The 20115-nt window shown below is 66.5% G+C and carries 20 protein-coding genes and 1 pseudogene; 8 read left to right on the top strand and 13 right to left on the bottom strand.

Translation table 11 applies throughout. The annotated features are described in order from the left end of the window. The first annotated feature begins 73 nt into the window (after window positions 1-73). Window positions 74-388: a hypothetical protein gene (locus tag Q1B08_RS16715; protein WP_299821506.1), complete on the top strand. Its 315-nt coding sequence runs from the start codon at window positions 74-76 to the stop codon at window positions 386-388. A gap of 390 nt (window positions 389-778) precedes the next feature. Further along, window positions 779-982 carry a hypothetical protein gene (locus Q1B08_RS16720; RefSeq protein WP_299821439.1) on the top strand — a complete coding sequence of 68 codons (204 nt, stop codon included), beginning with the start codon at window positions 779-781 and terminating at the stop codon, window positions 980-982. Between the two features lie 244 nt (window positions 983-1226). Here the strand turns inward: Q1B08_RS16720 and Q1B08_RS16725 are convergent, their stop codons facing one another. After that, window positions 1227-1805 carry a hypothetical protein gene (locus Q1B08_RS16725; protein ID WP_299821441.1) on the bottom strand — a complete coding sequence of 193 codons (579 nt, stop codon included), beginning with the start codon at window positions 1803-1805 and terminating at the stop codon, window positions 1227-1229. A gap of 200 nt (window positions 1806-2005) precedes the next feature. Then, a complete protein-coding gene (locus tag Q1B08_RS16730) occupies window positions 2006-2845 on the bottom strand; it encodes a hypothetical protein (RefSeq protein WP_299821443.1) in 840 nt (279 codons plus the stop codon). A 222-nt stretch (window positions 2846-3067) separates the two neighbouring features. Here Q1B08_RS16730 and Q1B08_RS16735 point away from each other — a divergent pair, with 222 nt between their 5' ends. Beyond that, window positions 3068-3367, top strand: a complete 300-nt coding sequence (locus tag Q1B08_RS16735; protein WP_299821445.1) for a hypothetical protein — start codon at window positions 3068-3070, stop codon at window positions 3365-3367. Window positions 3368-3382: 15 nt separating this feature from the next. On the opposite strand, the pseudogene Q1B08_RS16740 reads toward Q1B08_RS16735, so the two are convergent. Continuing rightward, window positions 3383-4028, bottom strand: a pseudogene (locus Q1B08_RS16740) (integrase core domain-containing protein); the annotation flags it as partial. 878 nt (window positions 4029-4906) lie between these two features. On the opposite strand from Q1B08_RS16740, the gene Q1B08_RS16745 reads away from it, so the two are divergent. Beyond that, a complete protein-coding gene (locus Q1B08_RS16745) occupies window positions 4907-5395 on the top strand; it encodes a hypothetical protein (protein WP_299821447.1) in 489 nt (162 codons plus the stop codon). 70 nt (window positions 5396-5465) lie between these two features. Here Q1B08_RS16745 and Q1B08_RS16750 read toward each other — a convergent pair whose 3' ends face one another. Both Q1B08_RS16750 and Q1B08_RS16755 read right to left on the bottom strand, forming a co-directional pair. Next, window positions 5466-5918, bottom strand: a complete 453-nt coding sequence (locus tag Q1B08_RS16750) for a hypothetical protein (protein WP_299821449.1) — start codon at window positions 5916-5918, stop codon at window positions 5466-5468. Window positions 5919-5963: 45 nt separating this feature from the next. After that, window positions 5964-6461, bottom strand: a complete 498-nt coding sequence (locus Q1B08_RS16755) for a hypothetical protein (RefSeq protein WP_299821451.1) — start codon at window positions 6459-6461, stop codon at window positions 5964-5966. Between the two features lie 294 nt (window positions 6462-6755). Here Q1B08_RS16755 and Q1B08_RS16760 point away from each other — a divergent pair, with 294 nt between their 5' ends. After that, complete coding sequence (locus Q1B08_RS16760; protein WP_299821453.1) at window positions 6756-7259, top strand: hypothetical protein; 504 nt, start codon at window positions 6756-6758, stop codon at window positions 7257-7259. Between the two features lie 174 nt (window positions 7260-7433). On the opposite strand, the gene Q1B08_RS16765 is transcribed toward Q1B08_RS16760, so the two are convergent. From Q1B08_RS16765 to Q1B08_RS16785, 5 genes are all read right to left on the bottom strand, one after another. Continuing rightward, complete coding sequence (locus Q1B08_RS16765; protein WP_299821455.1) at window positions 7434-7862, bottom strand: hypothetical protein; 429 nt, start codon at window positions 7860-7862, stop codon at window positions 7434-7436. A gap of 134 nt (window positions 7863-7996) precedes the next feature. After that, window positions 7997-8200 (bottom strand): hypothetical protein, encoded by a 204-nt coding sequence (locus tag Q1B08_RS16770; RefSeq protein WP_299821457.1) that lies wholly within the window; start codon window positions 8198-8200, stop codon window positions 7997-7999. A 203-nt stretch (window positions 8201-8403) separates the two neighbouring features. Continuing rightward, the gene (locus Q1B08_RS16775) at window positions 8404-8613 is read right to left on the bottom strand and encodes a hypothetical protein (RefSeq protein WP_299821459.1); all 210 of its coding nucleotides are present in this window, start codon (window positions 8611-8613) and stop codon (window positions 8404-8406) included. Between the two features lie 175 nt (window positions 8614-8788). Continuing rightward, entirely contained in the window at window positions 8789-9085 is a 297-nt protein-coding gene (locus Q1B08_RS16780) for a hypothetical protein (protein ID WP_299821461.1), read from the bottom strand. A 404-nt stretch (window positions 9086-9489) separates the two neighbouring features. Continuing rightward, a complete protein-coding gene (locus Q1B08_RS16785; protein ID WP_299821463.1) occupies window positions 9490-10347 on the bottom strand; it encodes a hypothetical protein in 858 nt (285 codons plus the stop codon). Between the two features lie 386 nt (window positions 10348-10733). Here Q1B08_RS16785 and Q1B08_RS16790 point away from each other — a divergent pair, with 386 nt between their 5' ends. The 3 genes from Q1B08_RS16790 to Q1B08_RS16800 all read left to right on the top strand — a co-directional run bounded on the left by Q1B08_RS16790 (window position 10734) and on the right by Q1B08_RS16800 (window position 14496). Then, the gene (locus tag Q1B08_RS16790; protein ID WP_299821465.1) at window positions 10734-12539 is read left to right on the top strand and encodes an N-6 DNA methylase; all 1806 of its coding nucleotides are present in this window, start codon (window positions 10734-10736) and stop codon (window positions 12537-12539) included. A gap of 16 nt (window positions 12540-12555) precedes the next feature. Continuing rightward, the gene (locus Q1B08_RS16795) at window positions 12556-13263 is read left to right on the top strand and encodes a hypothetical protein (RefSeq protein ID WP_299821467.1); all 708 of its coding nucleotides are present in this window, start codon (window positions 12556-12558) and stop codon (window positions 13261-13263) included. Between the two features lie 336 nt (window positions 13264-13599). Next, the gene (locus Q1B08_RS16800) at window positions 13600-14496 is read left to right on the top strand and encodes a hypothetical protein (protein WP_299821469.1); all 897 of its coding nucleotides are present in this window, start codon (window positions 13600-13602) and stop codon (window positions 14494-14496) included. Window positions 14497-14788: 292 nt separating this feature from the next. On the opposite strand, the gene Q1B08_RS16805 is transcribed toward Q1B08_RS16800, so the two are convergent. The 3 genes from Q1B08_RS16805 to Q1B08_RS16815 all read right to left on the bottom strand — a co-directional run bounded on the left by Q1B08_RS16805 (window position 14789) and on the right by Q1B08_RS16815 (window position 20000). Continuing rightward, window positions 14789-18136, bottom strand: a complete 3348-nt coding sequence (locus Q1B08_RS16805) for a DEAD/DEAH box helicase (protein WP_299821471.1) — start codon at window positions 18134-18136, stop codon at window positions 14789-14791. A gap of 109 nt (window positions 18137-18245) precedes the next feature. Beyond that, window positions 18246-18446 carry a hypothetical protein gene (locus Q1B08_RS16810; protein ID WP_299821473.1) on the bottom strand — a complete coding sequence of 67 codons (201 nt, stop codon included), beginning with the start codon at window positions 18444-18446 and terminating at the stop codon, window positions 18246-18248. A gap of 273 nt (window positions 18447-18719) precedes the next feature. Further along, window positions 18720-20000, bottom strand: a complete 1281-nt coding sequence (locus Q1B08_RS16815; RefSeq protein WP_299821475.1) for a hypothetical protein — start codon at window positions 19998-20000, stop codon at window positions 18720-18722. Between the last annotated feature and the right edge of the window lie 115 nt (window positions 20001-20115).

Consider the following 20115-nt stretch of genomic DNA (forward strand, 5'->3'; position numbering starts at 1 on the left):
CGCGCCAGACCCGCAAGGTGGACTGGCCCCATTTCGACCGGACACCTGGGCATAGCCATGGAGGCTTGGGCAGATGCCTGAGCACGTGCTTATGTCTGAGATGGAGATCATCACCGATGACGGCCGCAGGCGCCGCTGGACTGCTGCTGAGCCGTCACAAGTTCCGCGCCGGGTCGGCATGGTTGCGGAGCAGGACAGACAAGGGATCGCCCGGCAGTGGATCATGCCTCGCCCCGGCCGTTTTCATCCCGGACCCCGGCCGCGGCGGACCATCCGGGCTGCGGATCTCGTCCGGGAGGTTCTCGGGCCCTCGCCGGAAAAAGTCGACCTGTCTCCGGGAATGTTCGACCTTTCTCCGGAAAAAATCGACCCGACGCCGCACATCTGACGCCTCGCCCGGATCAACCCGTTGAAGGGCGACGTCGATTGCGCCCCTGAACCACGTGAACAAGAGGAATCCCTTGAATCCCCTGAATCAGCCGGACCGCTAGCCGCGGTCGGCCGGATTGGGGGACGGAAGGGGCGCAAGGCAGCAGCCGCCCGTCCGGCGGAAGCTAGGCTGCGATGTGGCGGCACCCATCCGTCGTAGGCCTTCGGCAGGTCTTCCCGATCGTGGTTCGAGACCCCTCTCTGCAGCGCATCCCGGACGCGCTGCATGCCGGGGCCCGCACAGAAGCGAACATTGCGGCAGAAAAGATTTCCGCCGCAACCGCCTCGCGCCCAACTCCTGCTCGAGGGATCGACACGATGTCCGAGCAACTCTGGAAGGAGACGACAGATGACGAAAGCGGTTGTTGCGGGGCTGCAGTACGATACCGGGACCGCCATCCTCGTGGCCCAGATGGGATGCGCGACGGAGTCGGTATCCGACTTCCATCACTGGGCTGCAGCCCTCTACCGGACGAAGCGGGGCCGTTATTTCCTCGACGGAGAAGGTGGTCCGAAATCCGTGTTCGCGGAGTCTCGTGACAACAACGATTGAGTCGGCAGAGCCGGTATCCGGCCGATCAGCCCGGAAGAGGCTCTCGATCTCGCCAGCGCCGAACTGGACCCCGACGCGCTGGCCACGCCTTTCGGAGATCTGATCGAGGAGGCCTGACCCTTCGATCCGGATCGGGAGCAGACCTCCTCCGGAGATGCACCGCCGCCGCATTGGTCCCCACAGGCTCTACGCCCGCTCCGCTTCTCGCGGAGCGGGGCGGACCGGCTGATTTCTGGACGTGCGATCACGCCGGCAGATCCTGAGGCGCGGACCTGCACGTCCGATCGTCCCGACGGCCCGCCGGTCGCCGGGGCCATGTCCGGCGCCGTCGTCCGGTCACCTCTTGCGCCGGCCGCGATGACCGGCCGTCCCCGGCCGACAGGATCGCTGCGGCAAGATCGGATCCAAACCGGGCTCGCAACGTCTCAAGCCGCGCAAGCTCTCCGCCGACGAGACGGTCGAGGATCGGCGTGTCGCGCTGACGGCAGCAGACGAACGCGGGATCGCCGAGAGCCACGCGAACGCGGCGGGCCCCGATGAAACGGGTGCGTCGGTCGAGCCCGGCCGCGGCCCGCGCCTCCGTCTTGCACACCTCGACCTCAAACCCGCAATTCTTCCGGGTCTTGCGGCTCGTGCCATAGGCCATGAGGGCATGGCGCACACCGTCGATGTCCTGCACGTCGAGAACGAGACAGGGGCGGGCCTTGGGCTGCGGGCCATCTTCTTCGGCCACGGGGAAGCGGAAGCTCACCGTGTCGCCGGCGGACAGGCGGTCCTGCCAGTCGCCCGTCCGGGCAGGGTCGGTCGTGATGCGGTCGGGCATGGGTCATCTCCTCGGATCATGGCGGCTGCCGCGCTGATCGGGTCGCCCTGTCCTTTCGGAGATCGGGCGTCGTCCTGCCGCGTGGCATCCCGAGCACGCGGCAGGGCGACGTCCCCGCCTCCGCTTTCCCTTCCCATTCCAGACCTGGCGTCCGGGTTCGAAGCGGGCAGCCCCCTGCAGTCCGGCCCCACACGGGCCGGTCAGGCTGGCATCCGTCGGCGGCCCCGGAGACAGGCGGGCAGCGCATCCGGGCGCATGCGGCGCTCCCCCGCTCGATCCATGACGATCACCTCCCGCACGGAAGGCTTGAGCCGGCCGAGTGCAGATGTGCTCCAGTTCGTCCGGGCGTGCTCGACGCGGATGTGGAGCAAGTCGATGCCCGCATGCCGGTCCTCGCAAGACAGACAGAGAATGATGCGCAGCCCATGCAGCGCGCCGACTGTCTGAAGTGTAGAAAGAAACGACCGCCGCACCGTCTTCCAGCAGACCGGCCCCGCGAGCCCGCCCATGCGATGGAGATCCTCGACGTCGAGTTCCAGCACCGGCCTCTCCATCCCGTGGGCGAGGGCGATCTCACCGAGAAGCCGCAGCGTCAGGGCATCGCGGAGATGCGGCAGGATCCGGATATCGAGGTAGCCGAACACGTCATCGCAGAAGAACGCCACATAGACCTGGTTCGTGAAGCGCCAGTGCAGCGCCCGGTTGCCGTGACGGGCCTCGATCTCCTCGAACGCGCCCGTGGCCCGCAATTGCGCCATCGCCGCGAGGATCCTCCCGTTGCCCCTGTTTGGACGCGTGCCCTGCCAGCCGTGAATGTCGCGGAAGGCCTCTCCGTAGCCCTCTGGCGGTTGCGGATCGGTTCCCTGCCGCCAATCCCGACAGGCCCTGCAGATCAGGACGTGCAGCAGCCGCAGCGCATCGCGCTCGAGCGGCCAGGTCCGGGTGGCGCGCAGCACGCCCTCCGGCAGGCGATAGAGGCTGTCGCGCGGAATGCCGCTCCCGGTCTCCGCCTCCGCAGGCCCGGTGGGGGTCGGCCTCATGAATGCCGTCCGGTCATCGTGATCTCCTGTCGGGTCACGACGAAGGTTGGTCCGGTTCGACGGGTGCGGAAGCGCGGGGCGCCTCGTCGGAAGCGCCGATAAGCAGGCTGGCGGCCTGGCCCGACCCCGCCGCTCGCGCCCGGACCAAAAGGTCCGCCGTCGCTTCCGCCGAGGTCGCAGCGAACGAACCTTCTCCTCGCACACCTGCGAGGACCCGGACCCATGCATCTCACCCCGATCCCCTGCCACGGCGACGCGTCGCCCGTCGGCTCCCTTCTGCCCCTGATCGCACACAAGACTTTCGCAAACGGGCTTCCCGCGGCAAGGTCGTTCGCCCTCCAGGCCGATGAGGCCACCGCCGCGGCGACCGCCCTCTTCGTCCTCGAGACCGCGATCGAGACGTTCTGGGATGTGCTCGACCCATCGTCGCTTGTGCGCAGGCCATTCGAGGCGTCCCGCCCGGTGCAGTGCCCCGGCGACGTCTCCGCCTGGACCCAGCAACTTGGCCGGGACGTGGAATGACCTGCCACTGAACTTTCATCCAGCCGCGACCGGAGCCCGGTTGGTGTTTACGCCGATGGGCGCAGGTTGAGCAATCGCCCGACGCGCGGAGCTTTCATCTCGCGCAGCGGGGCGGGCGATTGCGGTGGTCAGGGTCCGCGCGTAGGCAGCCGGGATTTAGTAATCCAAGGCCGAATGGGGACGCTCGGTGTTGTAGTCCGTGGCCCAGGCAGCGATCGCGATCCGCGCATGGGCCAGGTTGCAAAACATGGTCTCGTTGAGCAGCTCGTCGCGCATCCTCCCGTTGAAGCTCTCCATGAAGCCGTTCTGCATGGGCTTGCCCGGCGCAATGTAGTGCCATTCGACCCGGTGTTCGGAACACCACCGCAGGATGGCGTTACTGGTCAGTTCGGTGCCCCCTCTCGGCAGATTTGCCTTGCAAATTGCCTGCCGGGCAATGGTTGTCGCTGACAATCATTCCGGGCCTTCCGCGGCGCTCGATCAAGGCCGTCAGTTCACGCGCCACCCGGCGCCCCGAGATCGACGTGTCCGGGATGGCAGCCAAGCATTCACGTGTGACGTCGTCGACCACGTTGAGAACGCGGAAGCGCTACCGGTTGGCGAACTGGTCATGCTCGAAGTCGAGCGACCAGCGCGCATTGGGCTGTGCCGCGACCAGGATCGCCGACGTTATCGCGATGATCCTGCCGGTATCGCTCCAGAAGGGCTCGATGCAGGCCCGGCTCGACCGTCGCTACCACCTCGTGAGCGAGATGCCCTTGCCGGCGGAGCCGTTCCGGCACGGGGAGGCGCTGACGCAGGTCAATGTTGTGTTCCAGGTCTGGGAACGGCGCGATTACGAGTGGGCATTACCGATTTCCGCCACGTCGCATGAGGACTTTGTTTTCGTCGGCTCACTCGAGGAAACGCACTTCGTCGTCCGCCGCGTCGGCGCCCGGGCCGGGGCCATCCTGCCGGTCCCGGCCGAGGCCGAGGTCCCGCGTGGATACGCGCCGGCATCGAACCTGTTCATCCGCGCCACCGGTGATCCGGTGCTGCTGGAAGCCAGGTTCCGCTGCCTTGAGTTCGGCGAGGTTCGGGGACGCGCCGCAGCGGTCCCTTCCGTTTCCAAGTCCGATCTCGTCGCCCTCTACTCGGCGCAGCGAGCGCTCGACATGGCGCGGGCGACGGCACCCGATCAGGTGCCGGTGACGAGCTACGTGGCGTCCGCAGCCGCCAGTTCGTCAGCTTCGCCCTGCGGGAGACCGGGGAGAGTGAGGCGGCACTCCTGCCGCGCGCCAGCATCTGCATGGCACTCGGGCGGCTCTGGCTCGGCGAGATGGGCGTGCTCGACGTGTCGAGCAAAGCCGCGCCCATGACGGACCTCCCGAACGTCATCGACAGCCTCTCCAGCGCCTTAGCCAACGCGCAGCACGGCACGGCCTCGCGACCCCGCAGTGAAGGCGCGCCATGGGCGGAAGAAATCTGCACAGCTCGCTTCCGTGCCCTCCGGCAGAGACCAACATTCCTCTCAAGGCCCTACAATAAAGGACATTCCAAATGAAACCGACGGACGACGACATTGAAGAGCTCATGACGAACGCATGCGTGTCCGGTCTCGATGATCTGGTCGAGATGCTGATCCACGATCCGATTGCGGAGGTCTGGAACCAGTTCGGCTTCCTTTCGGGCGTCTCCCGCTCGCCCCGCTTCGGCGAACATGGCTACTACGCGATCAGTGAGCACACCAAGCTGCTCTGCCTCTCGTTCCAGTTGCCGTTCGACCGGGACGGACGCTTGGCCGGATGCGGGCGCGTCGTCCTTGAGACGCGCGAGGAAGACCTCGATGCCCGTATTCTCAGCTGGGACACAAGCCGCGCCATCTGGGGGGAGCTGGCCCAGAAGATCGCGAACGAACTTGAGAACCTTCGTTCCTTCGATAATCCGCATGGATCGACCTGCCAACCCAATCACCGTTTGCTCGCGGCGCTCCGGGGCCGCGTGAGGCCGCCTTACCTGACGCTGATAGAAGGCGGAGCGACGCCCTGATCAGCGCCAGTCGCTCCGAACGACTGCTGTGCTGTGCCTACCGCCGAACCCGCGCCTCGCGGGCCCGACGCTAGCACGCGGCGAAATGATCCTCAGACAGAGGACCCTTCAGGGACTCCAGCCGGAACACGACTGCGAGGTTCCACCCGGCATTTGCGGCGACCTCCTCCTGCGTCAGGGCTGCGTCCCAGCGACAGGTGACCCTGTGCGAGAGCTGCCTGCGCCTTCGCCAGTGCGGGGCGTCCTCCGCTGCGAACCAGGCCGTAGCCTTTGCCAAGATATCGCGCTCCTGACGCAACTGACGGTTCTCGCGGCGAAGTCGGTTCAACTCCTCACGCTCGGCGGATGTCATAGTACCGATGCGCTTGCCTTCAGCGGCCTCGGCGCGGCGCGCCCATTCCGCGATCGAGGCGGAACTCGGCTCGAACTCAAGAGACAGATCCTCAGGCGTGCGACTGGCTCGAACCAGATCGACCATCTGGCGCCGGAACTCTGGCGGATAGGCAGGGCGGTAGCGGGTCATAGGGAATACCTCCGGGGAAACTTTCAGAGTGTCCACGGAAACGGGTCAACTCCAGTCCTGAGGCGCGCGTCGTGAGACAGGGACCGGCGACGGCGCAGAGGCGAACCCGATGGCGTTCCGGACGGCACCCGTCGACGGTCGGCGACGGCCCCAGGGAGATCGGCGTTCACGACTCTGCCTCGCCCGATCTTCGCGACGATCAAGTCCCGCCACCACCTGCGCAAGGCGCGGGTGCAGTGACTGGGGTAGCCGTCCAAGCACGGCAGTCCCGGCAGCGCATTCGACGAAGCGCACGCTCGACAGCGGCACCGTGACGGTGCGGGCGCCGACGAAGCGGGTCTGCTTGTGCAGGCCGGCCGCTTTGATGTCGTCGGCCTTGCGCACGTGGAACTCCAAGCCGGTATTCGACCGGGTCCGGCGGGATGTGCCGTAGGCGATTGTCACCATCGGTTCCTCGGCAGTTCGGTCAATCGCCAGGACCAATGAGGGACGGGCCTTCTCGAACTCGGCGTGCCCTTCGCTCGACGGAAAGACAAAGCTCACAATGTCGCCCGCAAGAAGCCGCTAGCGCCAGGAAGTAATCGGGTCGGTCATGAACATAGAGGGCCTTTTCGGTTGGGATGTCTGAGCACCCGCACCGGCCGGTTGCGGCATGGGCACGGGCGCTACAGCGCTGCCCGTGTCCATGCTCCGCACCGGCCTCCCTCCCGCCTCGCTCCTCGCTCTCCTCCCTCAGCTGGACACCGGATCAGGGGCGCGACTGCTCGGCGAGCCTCAGGCTACACCGAGAAGCGTCTCGGGACCCGCCATCTCAACCTGGTACCGGGAAAGCACGTCATGACAGGCGCCGAGGAACTCGAAGAGAGCCAGGATCTCCCGGCAGCGCTGCTTCGCTTCCGCCATGGTTCGCGGCCGCTCCAGGAATACCCGGAGCTCGGTTACTTCGTCCGCCGCAACGTCCTTGATCATGGCTACCGTGAAATGCCTGAAATGCAGTGTCTCGAATTCCCCTGCTGGAAGTTCGAGGGCGGACTGGAAACGGCGCGCCGTGCCGCGCCGCGTTTGGCAGTACGTTCTGATGGCCCGTTCGGTAACGTGGTCGTTCGTCTTCCTTGCGGAGGTGGCTCCGTCGCAGGTCCGACCATCGCCTTCAGCCAAAAAGGCGCAGCAATACTCGGTAACGGAACCGAAGCAGTAGGCGGCACCGACGGCATGGCCAAGCGCGACGCCGAGAAGATCGCCTGGAGCAGCATCCTGAAGAATGGACAGGGCGCCGGTCACGCCCTCAAGCCTCAGCAGCTCGAGTTCAGGAGCATCGACGTGAAACGTCGCGCGGAGTAGTTTCTTGGAGGTAGTCATGATGATGAGCCTTTCTTCATCGTGGTCGGGGGTGGGAAGAAGTTGGGTTGATTTGCCGGCGTCCGGAAATCGCCGGCGCATGGGACTGGGATGGGGCAACCTGAGGCGCAAGCATGCGACCGGGCACGGTCGCACCTTCTGTCCGCAGCGCCGAACTCAGGCGCGATAGTCCGAGAAGATCACCCGGTCCCCGATCAGCATCGGTGGCCCGCATTCGGGCCGACCGGCGATCATCCAGGCCACCAGCTCGGCTGGAACCGGCGCTTCGATGATCTGGCGGATGAGCTTCTTGCCGGCGCGCATCGCGCTGTGGCGCGTTCTGAAAGGCGCGGCTTCGGCCGTGCCGATCGTTTCGGGGCAGTGCGCGGGCACCTCCCGGAAAAGCACATCGGCAACCCAGCCATGGCCGCGGTGCTGGACGATGAGGGCCCGGATGTTGTCGCCCCGCATGTAGCCGAGCGGATGGCTCATCGGCGGAGTAGCGGTGGCAAGCTTGCCGCGTTTGGCAAGATCCGCGAGAACCCGGGCGAGCAGGAGTTCCCCTTCGTGAACCTCCGCATCGGAGTAGCGGTCGTCTTGGCTCATTTGATCGTTCCTTGAGATTTTGTTGACGTGGAACCGGCCTGCGCCGGTCGGGAAGAAGATCGGATCGATTGGGGATGACGAGAAATCTGCGATGGCATTTTCTTGTGGGGCGGAGGCCGGGGTGGCCTCTATAGTCAGCCCGGCCTCCGCCCCCGGCGCCCGCATTTCTCGATGGTTGGCAGATGGCCTCCGCCACCCCTGGCCGAAGGCTCGAGCAACAGCGCGATGTCCTCGAGCGACACAGTCTTGCGCAGGTGATCGAGGCAGAGTGCGGCCGTCGCCGCGCGCGTGTAAAATGCGTCGCCATCGCGGGCGGCGGACGGAGTGCTTCCGGGCATGTGCGGGGTCTCCTGTTGCGAACAGGAGGAGGTTGGGTTCGACGTATTTCGCCCGGAAACGAACGAGAAAATATCTTTCGCAAGATATCTTCGGACGCGGCTTTGACCGGATCGAAGAGGTGTCCCCACGGACGATGTCGGCCGGAGGGCCGCGCGGCTTCCAGCTGGTCAAGGGCTGGCGCAAAGGCTGCGCCAGCCGAGAGTTACATCCTGAGCAGCCGTCGCGCCTCCCGCCTTGCGGCAGCCATATCGAGCAGGCTCAGAATTAGTCGCAGCAACTCGCGCAGCGGCGCTGCGACCAGGCGCAGATCCTCCGCCTCCGGCGAAAGGCACCGCTCGTAAAGCGGAGCGTTCCAGCCCGCGACGAGCCGTCTGTCCGCGGGACGCTCCACAAGCGTGGTGCCAGCGGTCACGGCAGCGTCGATGTCCAGGAGCAACTGAGCCAGAGTCTTCGCAACCTCATGGGTGCAGCACCGCCCTTCAGCGAGCACGGCGGCAAGATCCAGGCCATCTCGCGCGCGAGCGTAGTCGCGGCGCAGGCATTCTGGACGAGCTGGCCCGGGAACGAGGGCATCCCGCCATCGCCCCTCATTGGTTCACTCCCGCATTCGACCAGCGACGCCTCGGATGCCGGGTCTCCACCGTGAAGTCCCGGCCCCGCATGCGCGGACGCCCGGCACGAAAGCCGGACCGGCGACGTCGCTGCTCCGCACGCAGATCGCGCAGGGCGTGGATTTGCGCCCGCAGCGCCTGCATCCGCTCATAGGACTGTCCGCCGAGCCGGCCCAAAACGGGCGAGCCGGTTTCGGGAGAGATCTCGAACCCGCCATGCGCGAGCGGCACAAGCAGGCGCTGCGTGCCGCAAAAACGGGTCGGGCCGTCCACCCCGGCACTCCGGCAGGCCGCCGTGCCGCGAATATCGATGTCGCTGATCCGAACCGAGGGACGCGGAGAATTTTTCCCGCAGGCCAGAAGCACCATTCGATTCTCACCGAGCGTCTCGAGATCGAGAACGAGGCACGGCCTTGAGTGCGGCGGGGTCTCATCTCCCGGGGCGGGGAAGAAAAAGGCGACGACAACGCCGGGCGCGAGGTGGTCCTGCCAAGCCGTGGCCCGAGGCGACTGTGAGATTTTGGGTAGGTCGAACATGAAACACTTTCCTTGCTTTTGGGGTGTGCGACGCTTCCCTTCCCCTGTCCTGTTCGGGAGCCGGAGGTCCTCCGATCGGGCGCGTCACCCGCAGCGCGCCCGATCGGAGGCACCTTCGCCCCCTTCTCCTCTCCTGCCCTTCACTTCTTCTGCGGCGTCTGTGGTCCCGCCCCGAAGAACGTCTTCGCATCGGCCGACGCCGCCTCCGACGTGGACTCGTGGCAGCGTCCGGCGTCGATCAGCAGGACCTTGCGGACTGGCACGCCCTGCGGCTTCTTGGTCAGCGCTTTCCAACTCCATCGCGAGCGGACGGTACGGGCGCGGAGTGTCACGACATCTATGCCGCGGCGCGTGCCGCGGCATTCCAGCTGCAGCAGGAACCCGCAGTCATACAGGGCGGCGGCTCGCTGAAGCGCCCGGACCAGGTCCGGACGCAGGCGGGACCAGTCGGACGAGCGCCCAAGGCTGGCGCCATATCTGGCGAGGTCAAGCGAAACCGCCGGCTGTTGCATGCCGCGGATGATGCCGACCTCTCCGTAGATCATTAGATCAAGAGGAGTCCCGAGACGACGTAGCTGATCAATGTCAAAATAGCCGTACGCCCCGTCGAAGAGCAAATCGAACAGCCCGTCACACAGGCGCCAGGAAAGCCAGTGATGATCGTGTTCGAACGAAATCCACTCAAGCAGGTCGGTCCTGCTCAACTCCGCAATGCCGTCTGCAAGAGCACCATTATCCCCGGAGCGCCCAAGCCCAAGCCGTCGGCGGAACTCGAGGCATTCCTGCCGATCCCCCTCCTCCGGCTGTTGCACAGTCAAGTTGTGCCAGTTCGGCACCTTCCGGCGTGTCGCATGCGCGATAAGGTGGACCAGCCGAAGGCCCTGTAGCCCCAAGCCACGGCTGTGCACGAGGTCAAAAAAGGGCTGGGACAGCCGGTAGAGATTGGAGCGCGGGATGCCCGCAGCCGAAGAGGTCGGGGCGGGTGGTGTCGTTTGCATCAGGGTCTCCTTCACTATGTATGAAGGATCTGGTGCCGCCTGCGCGGCTGCAGAAATCGGCGCAGGTGCGCCCGTCAGCTCTCAGCCGATCGCAGCCACCCGCCCGGCGATTTGCGCGGGTCGCCCCCCGCTCCCCGTCCTCCTCCCGGTCATTCAAGGTGTTTCCCCGGCCATTCCCGGCAGCGCGGGATCCAAGGAATTGATATCTATCGCGGATATCACCGTGGAACCCCTGAAGCCTTGAAACCCCGAAACGACCTTAGGGGGTGGTCCCGCGATCCAAGGCACGCCGTGACTCCAACCGGATCACTGCCTGTCGAAGCCCGACTTTTCCGTTCCGGATAACATGGACCGAAGTCCTTCACGCTCAACGAAGGACATCATCCATGCATTATTCTACCCCGCCCCAGGCCACGTTGGCCGCGCCGGCCTCCACCACTCCCTCTGATCCTGTCTTCGTGCACGGCATCGCCCGTGTGCGAGCGCTTGCGAAAGACATCGGCGAAGCCGCCGGCATCGAGGTGGCACATGCCGTTCTCGAGACAGCGGTCACCGCGTTCTGGCACGCCCTTTCCCCGGCCCACGCGCCGCGGGCGCCGTTCTGGAGCGAAGAGACCGTGGACCTGCCTGACGAGATCGTCAGCCTCTGCACCAGGATTGGTTCGGCCGCGGCCTTCCTGCCGGTCGAGACGGCTGCCGACCTGCTCGGCCAGCTTTATTCCTCGGCCCTTCGGCCAGAGACGCGCTCAACGTTCGGCATCTTCTACACCCCGCCATCGCTCGCAGACCTTACGGCGCGACGAGCTACCGAAGCGGGGGCGGACTGGAGCACCGCCCGCATCCTCGATCCGGCCTGCGGCGCCGGCGCACTTCTGCTGCCGGCGCTGCGTCGTTTCGTTTCGGCCGTGCCGTCCTCCGATCCAGGAGAAATCCTCGAGCGCGTCGGGGCGCGGCTGCAGGGCTGGGATATAGACCCCGCAGCCGCGTGGCTCGCGCAAAACATCATCGACGCGGCGCTCCTGCCCTTGACGATGCGCTGCGGCCTTCCTGCTTTGCGGATCATCCAGATCAGGGACAGCCTGAACTCCGGCGCAAATATCCCTGCCGCCCAGGCCCCCGATCTGATCATCGGCAACCCGCCATACGGGAAAGTCCGCCTCTCATCCGAGCAGCGTGCGGCATTCTCTCGCGTGCTCTTCGGACGTGCCAACCTCTACGCGTTGTTCCTCGACCGAGCGCTCGACCTCGTGAGGCCCGTCGGCATCGTCGCGTTCCTGACCCCCACAAGCTGCCTGGGCGGTGAATACTACAAGATCCTGCGCAAGCGGCTCGCCGAGGACGCCCCTCCCGCTACGATCGATTTCGTGGTGGAACGCAAAGGCGTCTACGACACGGCGCAGCAGGAAACGCTGCTCGCGACATGGCAGCGCGGACACCACCCGAGCGGCATCAAGCTGTCGGAGGTGCAGATGGCCGAGGGCCAATTGCGTGTTCAGGAAATCGGGACCGGCCGCCTGCCGTCTTGCTCGACCGCCCCATGGCTCCTCCCCCGCCGCGTCGCTCACGCCCTCGTTGCCCCGGCCCTTCACCACAGCGCACACCGCCTCGAGGACTGGGGCTACCGCGTCCGCACGGGATCCGTCGACGGAAGCGGCCTCAAAAGCCGGACCGCCGCCACATCCGGGCCCGGGCGGGTCCCCCTGATCTGGGCCGAGTGCGTCGATACGGCTGAAGGTTTCACCTGGCCAGGCCCCCGGCGCAGAAATGCGGTCTGGTTCGATGCTGGCAAGGAGGACCTCCTTCGGCAGCCCGCGATCCTTGTTCAACGCACGACAGCGCCCGAACAGCCACGGCGGCTTGTAGCCTGTCTGCTGCCCCGCGCCTTCATCGAGACGCACGGCGCCGTCGGCGTGGAGGACCACCTCAACCTGGTCGAGCCGATTGATGGAACGTCGGCCGTTCCGCTCGAATTCGTCGCGGCGATCCTGAAGAGCCGGGTCGCCGACATGATCCTGCGCTGCCTCAGCGGCAGCACCGCGATCTCCGCCACTGAACTCCGAGCGCTCCCCCTTCCGCACCGGGATCATCTCGCACCGCTCAGCTTACTGATGGCCGAGGAAGCACCGGACGGACGTATCGAGCGGGAATGCGCGCGTCTTTACGGGATTCCGGAAGGAAAAGCGATGCTCTGAGGCGATACGCCCGCACGTGGCGAATAACGACAGGTCCGGCAATTGGGCCGTCACCGCCTCCGGCCGCGGAGGTCGAGCGCCCGCTCTGGCAATCGATTCGCTGAGCATCCTCTCCTTCGAGAGCTTCGAGCACGGAACCGGCCCACTGCCGCGAGAAAAAGTTTGCGGCTTCCGCTTTCCCGATCTGCGGAGACGCACCCATCTTCCCGCCGAGGCCACAGCCGTCTCTTTAATGAAGCACCAGACCGAGGATTGCACGATGCCCCAGATGAACCCGATCGAAGGACCCGAAACGCAAATGATTGACGGTACCAAATACGATGAAGACGACGCCTTCCGAGGCAGCGACCTGCAGGATCGTTTCGGCCTTCTGCTTCTCGCATACAACGCGGCCCACCACGATCTTCTCGAAGCTACGGGTCCTTCGAACGTCCGGCGTAATGCCGAGGCAGATGGGTTCGATATCAAGATCATTGGCTGCTCTACGACGTCCACGCTCACAGCCTCCGTTGTGGGCGAAGACGGGGAAACGCGGCTCGAGCCGCTCGACTTCAGGACGACGTTCCGCATGCCGTTGTTCCCCGACTTTTCGTACGACCATGATCAGCCCGAGGCGTATGTCGTAAGGCTGATGACCTGCTGGCTGGAGGCGTCTTTTCTTGGGCATCATGTCGCGATCCTCGAACAGATCCGCGCTCTGCCCATGGACAGGAGTGCGCTCTGAGCCTGGAGGCACGGCGCGGATCTGTTTCTGCGGTACCGGTGCTCCCGGGACCGGGGCATCGGATCTCGCGCAGGAGGTCGTGTCGTTTGCCGGAGTGACGTAGCACGCAAACGCAATGATGCAGGCCGGTTCACGCCGTGGCGAGCGGACGGCGCATCGCAACGTGTTGCCGAAACGGGGGTGCCGATACTGGCCTTCTGGTGACCCGCAATCGGGCATTGCCGAAACGGCGACAGGTGTGGACCCCGGCGCGATCCGAACCGGGCGGCCCTCGATCGCGGCGGACCCCGCGCTCTCTCGGCTTTCACACATTTCCGACCGCGCAGCATTGGACCCATGTTCTGTCCGGACCACCAAAATCACAAAGGACCCCGGATTATGACCGCACCTACACCTCATTCCGTTGCCGCGCCCGGCTCATTCGACGTCATCCTCCTCGAGACCACCGACAGGCAGGCGCGCCGGCTTGATTTCAGCAGCACCGCCCAAAGCCTCGAATTCCTCTATCAGTCACTCAGGTCCCCGACGGAGCATTGGATCACGATCGGCATCAAGGTCGACCACGCCACGGTACATCTCACCACCCGACAGGGCCAACAGAAAGCTTCATGGTATTGCGGGCGAAAGGGATGCTGCGGGTCGGCCTGTCCGCATTTTACTGAAGCGAACGTGCTCGAGCAGGCCCGGAAGACGGTCTGGGCCTTGGCGGCCTACGGTCTGGAGTTGCCGTGGAAAGACATGCGTCTCGCCGGGGTCCACTCGGTTCCCGTCGCGGAGCGCCCTCGCCTTGAACAAGACCTTCCCGAGATCTCGATTCTTCCGCAGCACGTCCCGGAGGTGCTGGGCGCGGCGCTCGTCGGGCTGGTCGACCTGATCGAGCGCGCCCGGGCCAACGACATCGTCCTGCACAAGCGGATGGGCGAGAGAGCTCGGATCAAGACCCTGTTCGAGGCGCTACCGGCAGCCACGCTCCTGCTCTGCGACGACGGGCGCCAGATCGGCACGATGACCGATGAGCGGGGCCGCACCACGCGCCGTAGCATCGACATCACCTGGCTCGCCTCCGGCCATACCAGCCGGGAGGATGTCCGGCTGGAGATCCGCGACCGCTTCCGGCTGCTCACGGCGGAGCGGGTTCGCGCGATCCCCCACGATCTGATCAGCGCTCACCAGCGCCTCGAGCTGATTTCGAAGGCCACCCCTCTTGGCGCGTGGTTCGCCGAAATTACCTGATCCTGCGGCCCGGCGGACGCCCGAATTTCGTGATCCTCCCCGCGATTCCGCGGAAGCGACCTTGGCGCCGATCCGGGGCGACAACAGCTGCGCGCAGAGCGCATCCTCTATGGTTGGTGCCCCGGTCGCTCTGGCGAGAATGCATCAGGGCCGCGGGCTGCCCATGAGGGCGGCGCCGAACCTGTCGCGGTTCAAACAGGTTCGGGCCGCGGCGAGGCAAACGGCGCCGGCTGAACCCAGTTTCCGACCGGCGCTATGACGCGCCACCATCCTTGCCGGGAAGCTCCTGACGTCATGCGCCCAATGGGGAAAACAGGTCCTGCAAGGTGGCTTCGTCCAGCAGGGCCTCGCTGCTGCCGCCTGCCTCATCGAAGAGCGCATCGGCCAGCGCCTGCTTGCGGGCCTGCATGTCGAGGATCTTCTCCTCCACCGTTCCCGCGGCGACGAGCCTGTGGACGAATACCGGCTTTTCCTGGCCGATCCGGTGCGTACGGTCCATCGCCTGATGCTCGACCGCCGGATTCCACCACGGATCATAGAGGATCACCGTATCGGCCTCCGTCAGGGTCAGCCCGACCCCGCCGGCCTTCAGGCTCAGCAGAAAGACCGGCGCGTCACCTTGCGCGAAGGCGTCGAGCACCTCGGCCCGGTTCGCGGTCTGCCCCGTGAGGGACAGGCAGGGGATGCCGGCGTCCGACAGGTCGCCCTCGATCAGGCGCAGCATTTCCACGAATTGCGAAAACACCAGGACGCGGCGGCCTTCCGCGACCAGTTCGGCCAGGAGCTCGCGCAGCCGGGCACGCTTGGCGCTGTCGGTCACGGATCGTGCCGCCTCGGACTTGACCAGCGCCGGATCGCAGCAGACCTGCCGCAGCTTGAGCAGTGCGTCCAGAACGGTGATGCGCGCCGCCGCCAGGCCGCGGGTGGCGATCGCTTGGCGGACCCGGTCATCCATGACGCTGCGCACCGTTTCATAGAGCGCCTGTTGCGCCTTGGGGAGGTCGACGCGTTCGAGGATCTCGGTCTTGGGGGGCAGTTCGGCGGCGACCTCTTCCTTGGTCCGGCGGAGCAGGAAAGGGCGGAGGCGGCGGTTCAGCCGGGTCTGCGCCGAGGCATCCCCATGCGTCTCGATCGGCGTGCGGAACACGGTCTGGAACCGCTTGCGATCACCCAGCAGGCCCGGGTTCACCCAGTCGATCAACGTCCACAGATCTTGCAGCGAGTTCTCGAGGGGCGTTCCGGACAGGGCCAGCCGCCCCTTGGCGGGAATGTCGCGCAATGTCTTGGCCGCCTGCGACGCCGGGTTCTTGAGCGTCTGCGCCTCGTCCAGGATCACCAGTGGCCGAGTCTGTGCCGCCAGCCAGTCGCGGTCACGCGCCAACAGCGGATAGGTGGTCAGCACCAGGTCGGCCTCAAGCGCCACCTCGCGACGCTCAGCGCGGCGCGGTCCGTGCAGGATCACCAGCCGCAGATCGGGCGTGAACTGCGCAGCCTGCGTCTGCCAGCTGTGCAGAAGGCTGGTGGGCACGATCAGAAGCGCCGGGCCGGAGACGCCACCCTCACGACGCGCCTGCAATAGCGCCAGCGTCTGCACCGTCTTGCCAAGCCCCATGTCATCGGCCAGGACGCCGCCGAATCCCGCCTCCAGCAGGCTGCCCATCCAGGCCGCGCCATAGGCCTGGTAGCCCCGGAGCTGTGCTGTCAGCCCGGCGGGCGGCGCGACGGTTTCGGCCTCGGCCAGGGCCTGAAGGCTGCGCGCCAGCGGCAGGATGCCCGCGTTGTCCGCAAAGTGGATGCCGCTGCCGGCGAGCGCCTCTTCGGCCAGCCGGGCAACAGTCGCGTCCGAGGGATGCAGCGCCCCCAGTTCCGCGTGATGGATCAGGAACAGATGCAACAGCGGCGCCAGCGGACTGAGATCCAGCGCCGCATATCCTTGCTTGCCCTGGGCCATGTAGACGGGCCGGGCTGCCAGGTGCCGCGCCAGGGTTTCGGCATCCGGCACCTCGTCCCAATCGTCGCGAAGCTGCTCCAGGAAGGCCGCGACCAGCGGGGCCACGTCCACCGGCTTGCCGGCAATCTCCGCCTGGAATCCCAGCGAGAACCAGTCATTGCCCTGGAAACCCGTGCCTGCCTCGGTTTGCGTGGCAACGGTGAGCACGGGCGTGTCGTCGCTCAGCCGGAAGGGCCATTTGCGGCTCTCGATCACCTCCCATCCGTCGCGACGGAGCTCGGGCACCACGCGAAAGGCGAAGTCCATCGCATCGCGCGTGTCGGAGGTTTCGAACGTCTCCGGGTTCATCTCGCCGTCCGCGAAGACGAATTCGCAGGCCATCATGCGTTCGCCCGGTAAATAGTTCTCAAGCCATTCCGGGGGCAACGCGCCCGCCTCCATGAGACGCAAGGCGCAGGCGGCTTCCCAGTCGTGGTCACGCACGAGCGTCACGATCTCCCCGGCTTCGACCATTCTTATGTCGGGTCCGCCTTCCTCCGCCTCCTGACCATCGTAGAAAAAGCGCAAGGTCAGCGTCGGCAACGAGACCGAGCTGCCGAAATAGCGAGACCCATCGCGCGCGGTCTCGGCCCCCAGCGTCAGCCGTGTATAGCGCTGCTTTGCCTGGCGCCGGGTCTGGCGCACGTTACGCGGGCGCGGCAGGGCCAGCCCGCCAAGCGTGTCCGGCAGCGCCGCCCCAATCCTCTCGGCCTCTTGCGGGACGACATCGGGGCTGGCCTGCACCAGGCGCAGGACATCTTCGCCAACGTCATGTTCCAGAGCCCCAATCCGCCCCTGCTCTGCGTCGAGCCACAGGCCCGCCCCTTCCATGCCTCGCAGGTCCAGCGGCCGGCCGGCCTCGTCCACGAAGCCGAGTCGCTGGCTGCCCTCCGCCGACATGTGCCAGCCCAGGCGGGGCGTTGGCCGCGCATCGGACCAGGCCAGGTGCGCATCAGGGGTATTGTCATGCAAGAACCGGCCGGTGTCACACAGGCGGCGGATCAGGGCGAGCGCATCCGCCCCCTTGGGCCGCAGCAGATCGGGCAACCCGTAGCTGTAGGATGCCTCCCACAGCCGTGCCTGCGCCAAGGCCGAAAGCAGCTCCAAATCTACCGGGCGGATGAACTTGGCTGGAGCGGTGCTACGCAGGGCATGCAGCGCATCATAGCGGCGGATGGACTTGTTCAGTCCCGTGCCCGCGGCGTTGATCCGGCCCTTGAAGATGTCGATCTTGACCTGTGGGCCGTGGGGCGTCAGCACGTAGAGCAGCCGGTCCTTGGCATTGGTCGGATAGTCCTCGGGCCGGGGCTCCGGCTGCTGTGTCGTCGGCTTGCAATCCTTCACGCGCGCCAGCCAGCTTTGCACCGGCGCCGCAAGCCCCTGGCGTTCGTTCTGCCGCTCGGCCCAGATCACCAGAGCCGCCACCACATGCTTGCAATTGTGTCCGACTGGACATGAGCAGATGCCGTTTACCAAACTGGGCGAAAGGGTGATCCGCTGCTGGTAGCTGTCCCCGCGCCCGTTCGAAACCCGCCCGCGCAAGGCGCCATCCTCCAGCGGCTCGACCGACACCACATGACCCCGCTGCGCATAGTCGCGCCCCCGCAGGAAAGTCGCATCGTCGAAATGATTCTTGAGCCGGATATTCATGCGGCCCCCCTACCCTGCCTTTTCGGCTGGGCGACGTGGAAGTTCAAGAACAGGCAAGGGAGACGGTGAAAGCCGCCGCGGCCGTCAAGAGGTGATCGAGCTTTGCCGGTCAGCCGCCAGGGTCGCAGGCGGCGCCCAGGGCCTCGAGCATCCGCAGCCGGTCGTGCGCGGAGGCCGGCCGGACCGGATCCAGGTCGTAGACGTCGCGCCCGGCCTCGATCTCGACCGTGTAACCAAGGCGTCGCAACATGTCGCTCGCCTCGGCCCGGATCTGACGGCGCCGGCTGCGGTCGTCGTCGACGCCGAACACGACGACGGGCGTTGTTGCACAATTTTGCGTAAAGCATTAATACAATTGAGTTCTTCAGAATCCTCGCTTTTCAGAAAGTTCTTTTAATTCAAGTATTTGCCTTGATTTGTGCAACAACGCACTTCATGAGCGTCGTTGAGTTTTCTCGGGATCGCGTCCGCCCGCGCCATCGACCGCGGTGAAGGCGGCGGCGGCGGTCAGAGTTCCCGATCGGGAACATACAGGCGAGCCCATGCAGACGCGAAGCCTGTGTTCCCGATCGGGAACCGGATGTCAGTCGCGCGGCTTCGCCGCGTGCTTCCTCAGGATCGCGTCCGCCCTGGCCATCGCCGCGTCGAGCTGCTCGAGAGCCTCGGCCTCGCGCGCGGCCGCGCGCGCCCACGCCGCCGCGCCCGCATGATCGGGGTCCCGCGCCACCCCTGACGGCGGCGCAAATGGCTCCGCCGCCTCGCCCGCCTCCAGGGCATCGGCCGCCCTGCCCCGGCTGCCCGCGCGGTCGCGCCGGGTCCGTGCCGACAGCCGGTCGGCCATGTCGGGCCGCGCCCAGACCCGCCAGCTCCTCCGCGGCGTGACGAGCCGCACGATGCCTGCCGCAGCGGCCGCGTCCATCAGGGTGAAGGCCGCGCGGTCCGAGAGCTCCAGCATGTCGCGCATCCGGGCCGTGGTCACGATCGGCTCGCGGATGACGAGGTCGATCACGTCGCGCAGCCGGGACCGCCTCGTCTTCGCCTCCGCGATCCGCCGCACCCCGTCGCGCCATGCGCGCAGCTGCGCCAGCGACCCGATCGACCGGTCGAGCTCGCCCGTGAGGCCGGCTACCAGATCGCACAGCCCCGCAGGCCGGCCGGGCTGCCAGGCGCGGAAGCCCGATCGGGTGAGCGCGATCGACGGCAGGAAGATCCAGCCCGCCTCGATGCGGCGGATGGCGGCCAGCGGCTCGGGCGCCGCCGCCTCGCGGGTGCGCCCTGCCCCGCCGCGCAGGGCATGCTCGGCGGCCATGAAGACCAGGCGTTCGCCGGCGGGCGCCGCGCCCTGCGTGGCGCGCCGCAGGATGGTGGCGGCCCGCAGCGCCCCGAGGAAGGGCGTGGGCGCGCCCTCGAGACCTGCGGCGATGTCCCGCGCGATGGCCGCCCGCTCCGCCCCGGAGACGCGCGCCTCCAGCCGCTCCACGCCGTCCCGGTCGTCGCGGGGATCGATCTCGCGCCGCAGGCTCACGCGCAGGCAGCGGGCGAGCACGGCATGGGTGTCGCGCGCGAGATCGCCGGGCGCGGCGAGGACCGGCAGCAGCGCGGCCACGGCCTCGGCGCCGCGCGCGCCTTCGGGATCTGTTCCCCGGTGCTCGCGGGCGCGCAGCACGACGTCGCCCTCGGTGACGTGGATGTCCTCGAGCCCGACCGAGCGGCAGGCCTCGGTCAGCGCCGCTCCCGCCCGCCACATCAGCCCAAGCTCGGGATCAGCGCCGAACGCGCCTTCGAGCCGCCCGGCGCGCGCCTCGAGGCCGAGGAGGCCGAAGAGCAGCTGATCGGGGCCTGTCGGGGGGTCTTCGGGGTGCATGGGCAAGGACGGCCTGTTCTGTAGTTACGGAATGATTATGCATCATAGTGGCTGGTTGTCACAGTCCGCTTGGTGTTTTATCCCTGCAACGCATCACCGCCGCTAAGTCCCCTTA

This window comes from uncultured Jannaschia sp., assembly GCF_947494025.1.
Classification (GTDB): domain Bacteria; phylum Pseudomonadota; class Alphaproteobacteria; order Rhodobacterales; family Rhodobacteraceae; genus Jannaschia.

Excerpts from the sequence above, each read along its gene's own strand:
- Q1B08_RS16715 (WP_299821506.1), top strand. The coding sequence starts at position 74 with ATGCCTGAGCACGTGCTTATGTCTGAGATGGAGATCATCACCGATGAC.
- Q1B08_RS16720 (WP_299821439.1), top strand. The coding sequence starts at position 779 with ATGACGAAAGCGGTTGTTGCGGGGCTGCAGTACGATACCGGGACCGCC.
- Q1B08_RS16725 (WP_299821441.1), bottom strand. The coding sequence starts at position 1,805 with ATGCCCGACCGCATCACGACCGACCCTGCCCGGACGGGCGACTGGCAG.
- Q1B08_RS16730 (WP_299821443.1), bottom strand. The coding sequence starts at position 2,845 with ATGAGGCCGACCCCCACCGGGCCTGCGGAGGCGGAGACCGGGAGCGGC.
- Q1B08_RS16735 (WP_299821445.1), top strand. The coding sequence starts at position 3,068 with ATGCATCTCACCCCGATCCCCTGCCACGGCGACGCGTCGCCCGTCGGC.
- Q1B08_RS16745 (WP_299821447.1), top strand. The coding sequence starts at position 4,907 with ATGAAACCGACGGACGACGACATTGAAGAGCTCATGACGAACGCATGC.
- Q1B08_RS16750 (WP_299821449.1), bottom strand. The coding sequence starts at position 5,918 with ATGACCCGCTACCGCCCTGCCTATCCGCCAGAGTTCCGGCGCCAGATG.
- Q1B08_RS16760 (WP_299821453.1), top strand. The coding sequence starts at position 6,756 with ATGACAGGCGCCGAGGAACTCGAAGAGAGCCAGGATCTCCCGGCAGCG.
- Q1B08_RS16765 (WP_299821455.1), bottom strand. The coding sequence starts at position 7,862 with ATGAGCCAAGACGACCGCTACTCCGATGCGGAGGTTCACGAAGGGGAA.
- Q1B08_RS16770 (WP_299821457.1), bottom strand. The coding sequence starts at position 8,200 with ATGCCCGGAAGCACTCCGTCCGCCGCCCGCGATGGCGACGCATTTTAC.
- Q1B08_RS16785 (WP_299821463.1), bottom strand. The coding sequence starts at position 10,347 with ATGCAAACGACACCACCCGCCCCGACCTCTTCGGCTGCGGGCATCCCG.
- Q1B08_RS16790 (WP_299821465.1), top strand. The coding sequence starts at position 10,734 with ATGCATTATTCTACCCCGCCCCAGGCCACGTTGGCCGCGCCGGCCTCC.
- Q1B08_RS16800 (WP_299821469.1), top strand. The coding sequence starts at position 13,600 with ATGTTCTGTCCGGACCACCAAAATCACAAAGGACCCCGGATTATGACC.
- Q1B08_RS16805 (WP_299821471.1), bottom strand. The coding sequence starts at position 18,136 with ATGAATATCCGGCTCAAGAATCATTTCGACGATGCGACTTTCCTGCGG.
- Q1B08_RS16815 (WP_299821475.1), bottom strand. The coding sequence starts at position 20,000 with ATGCACCCCGAAGACCCCCCGACAGGCCCCGATCAGCTGCTCTTCGGC.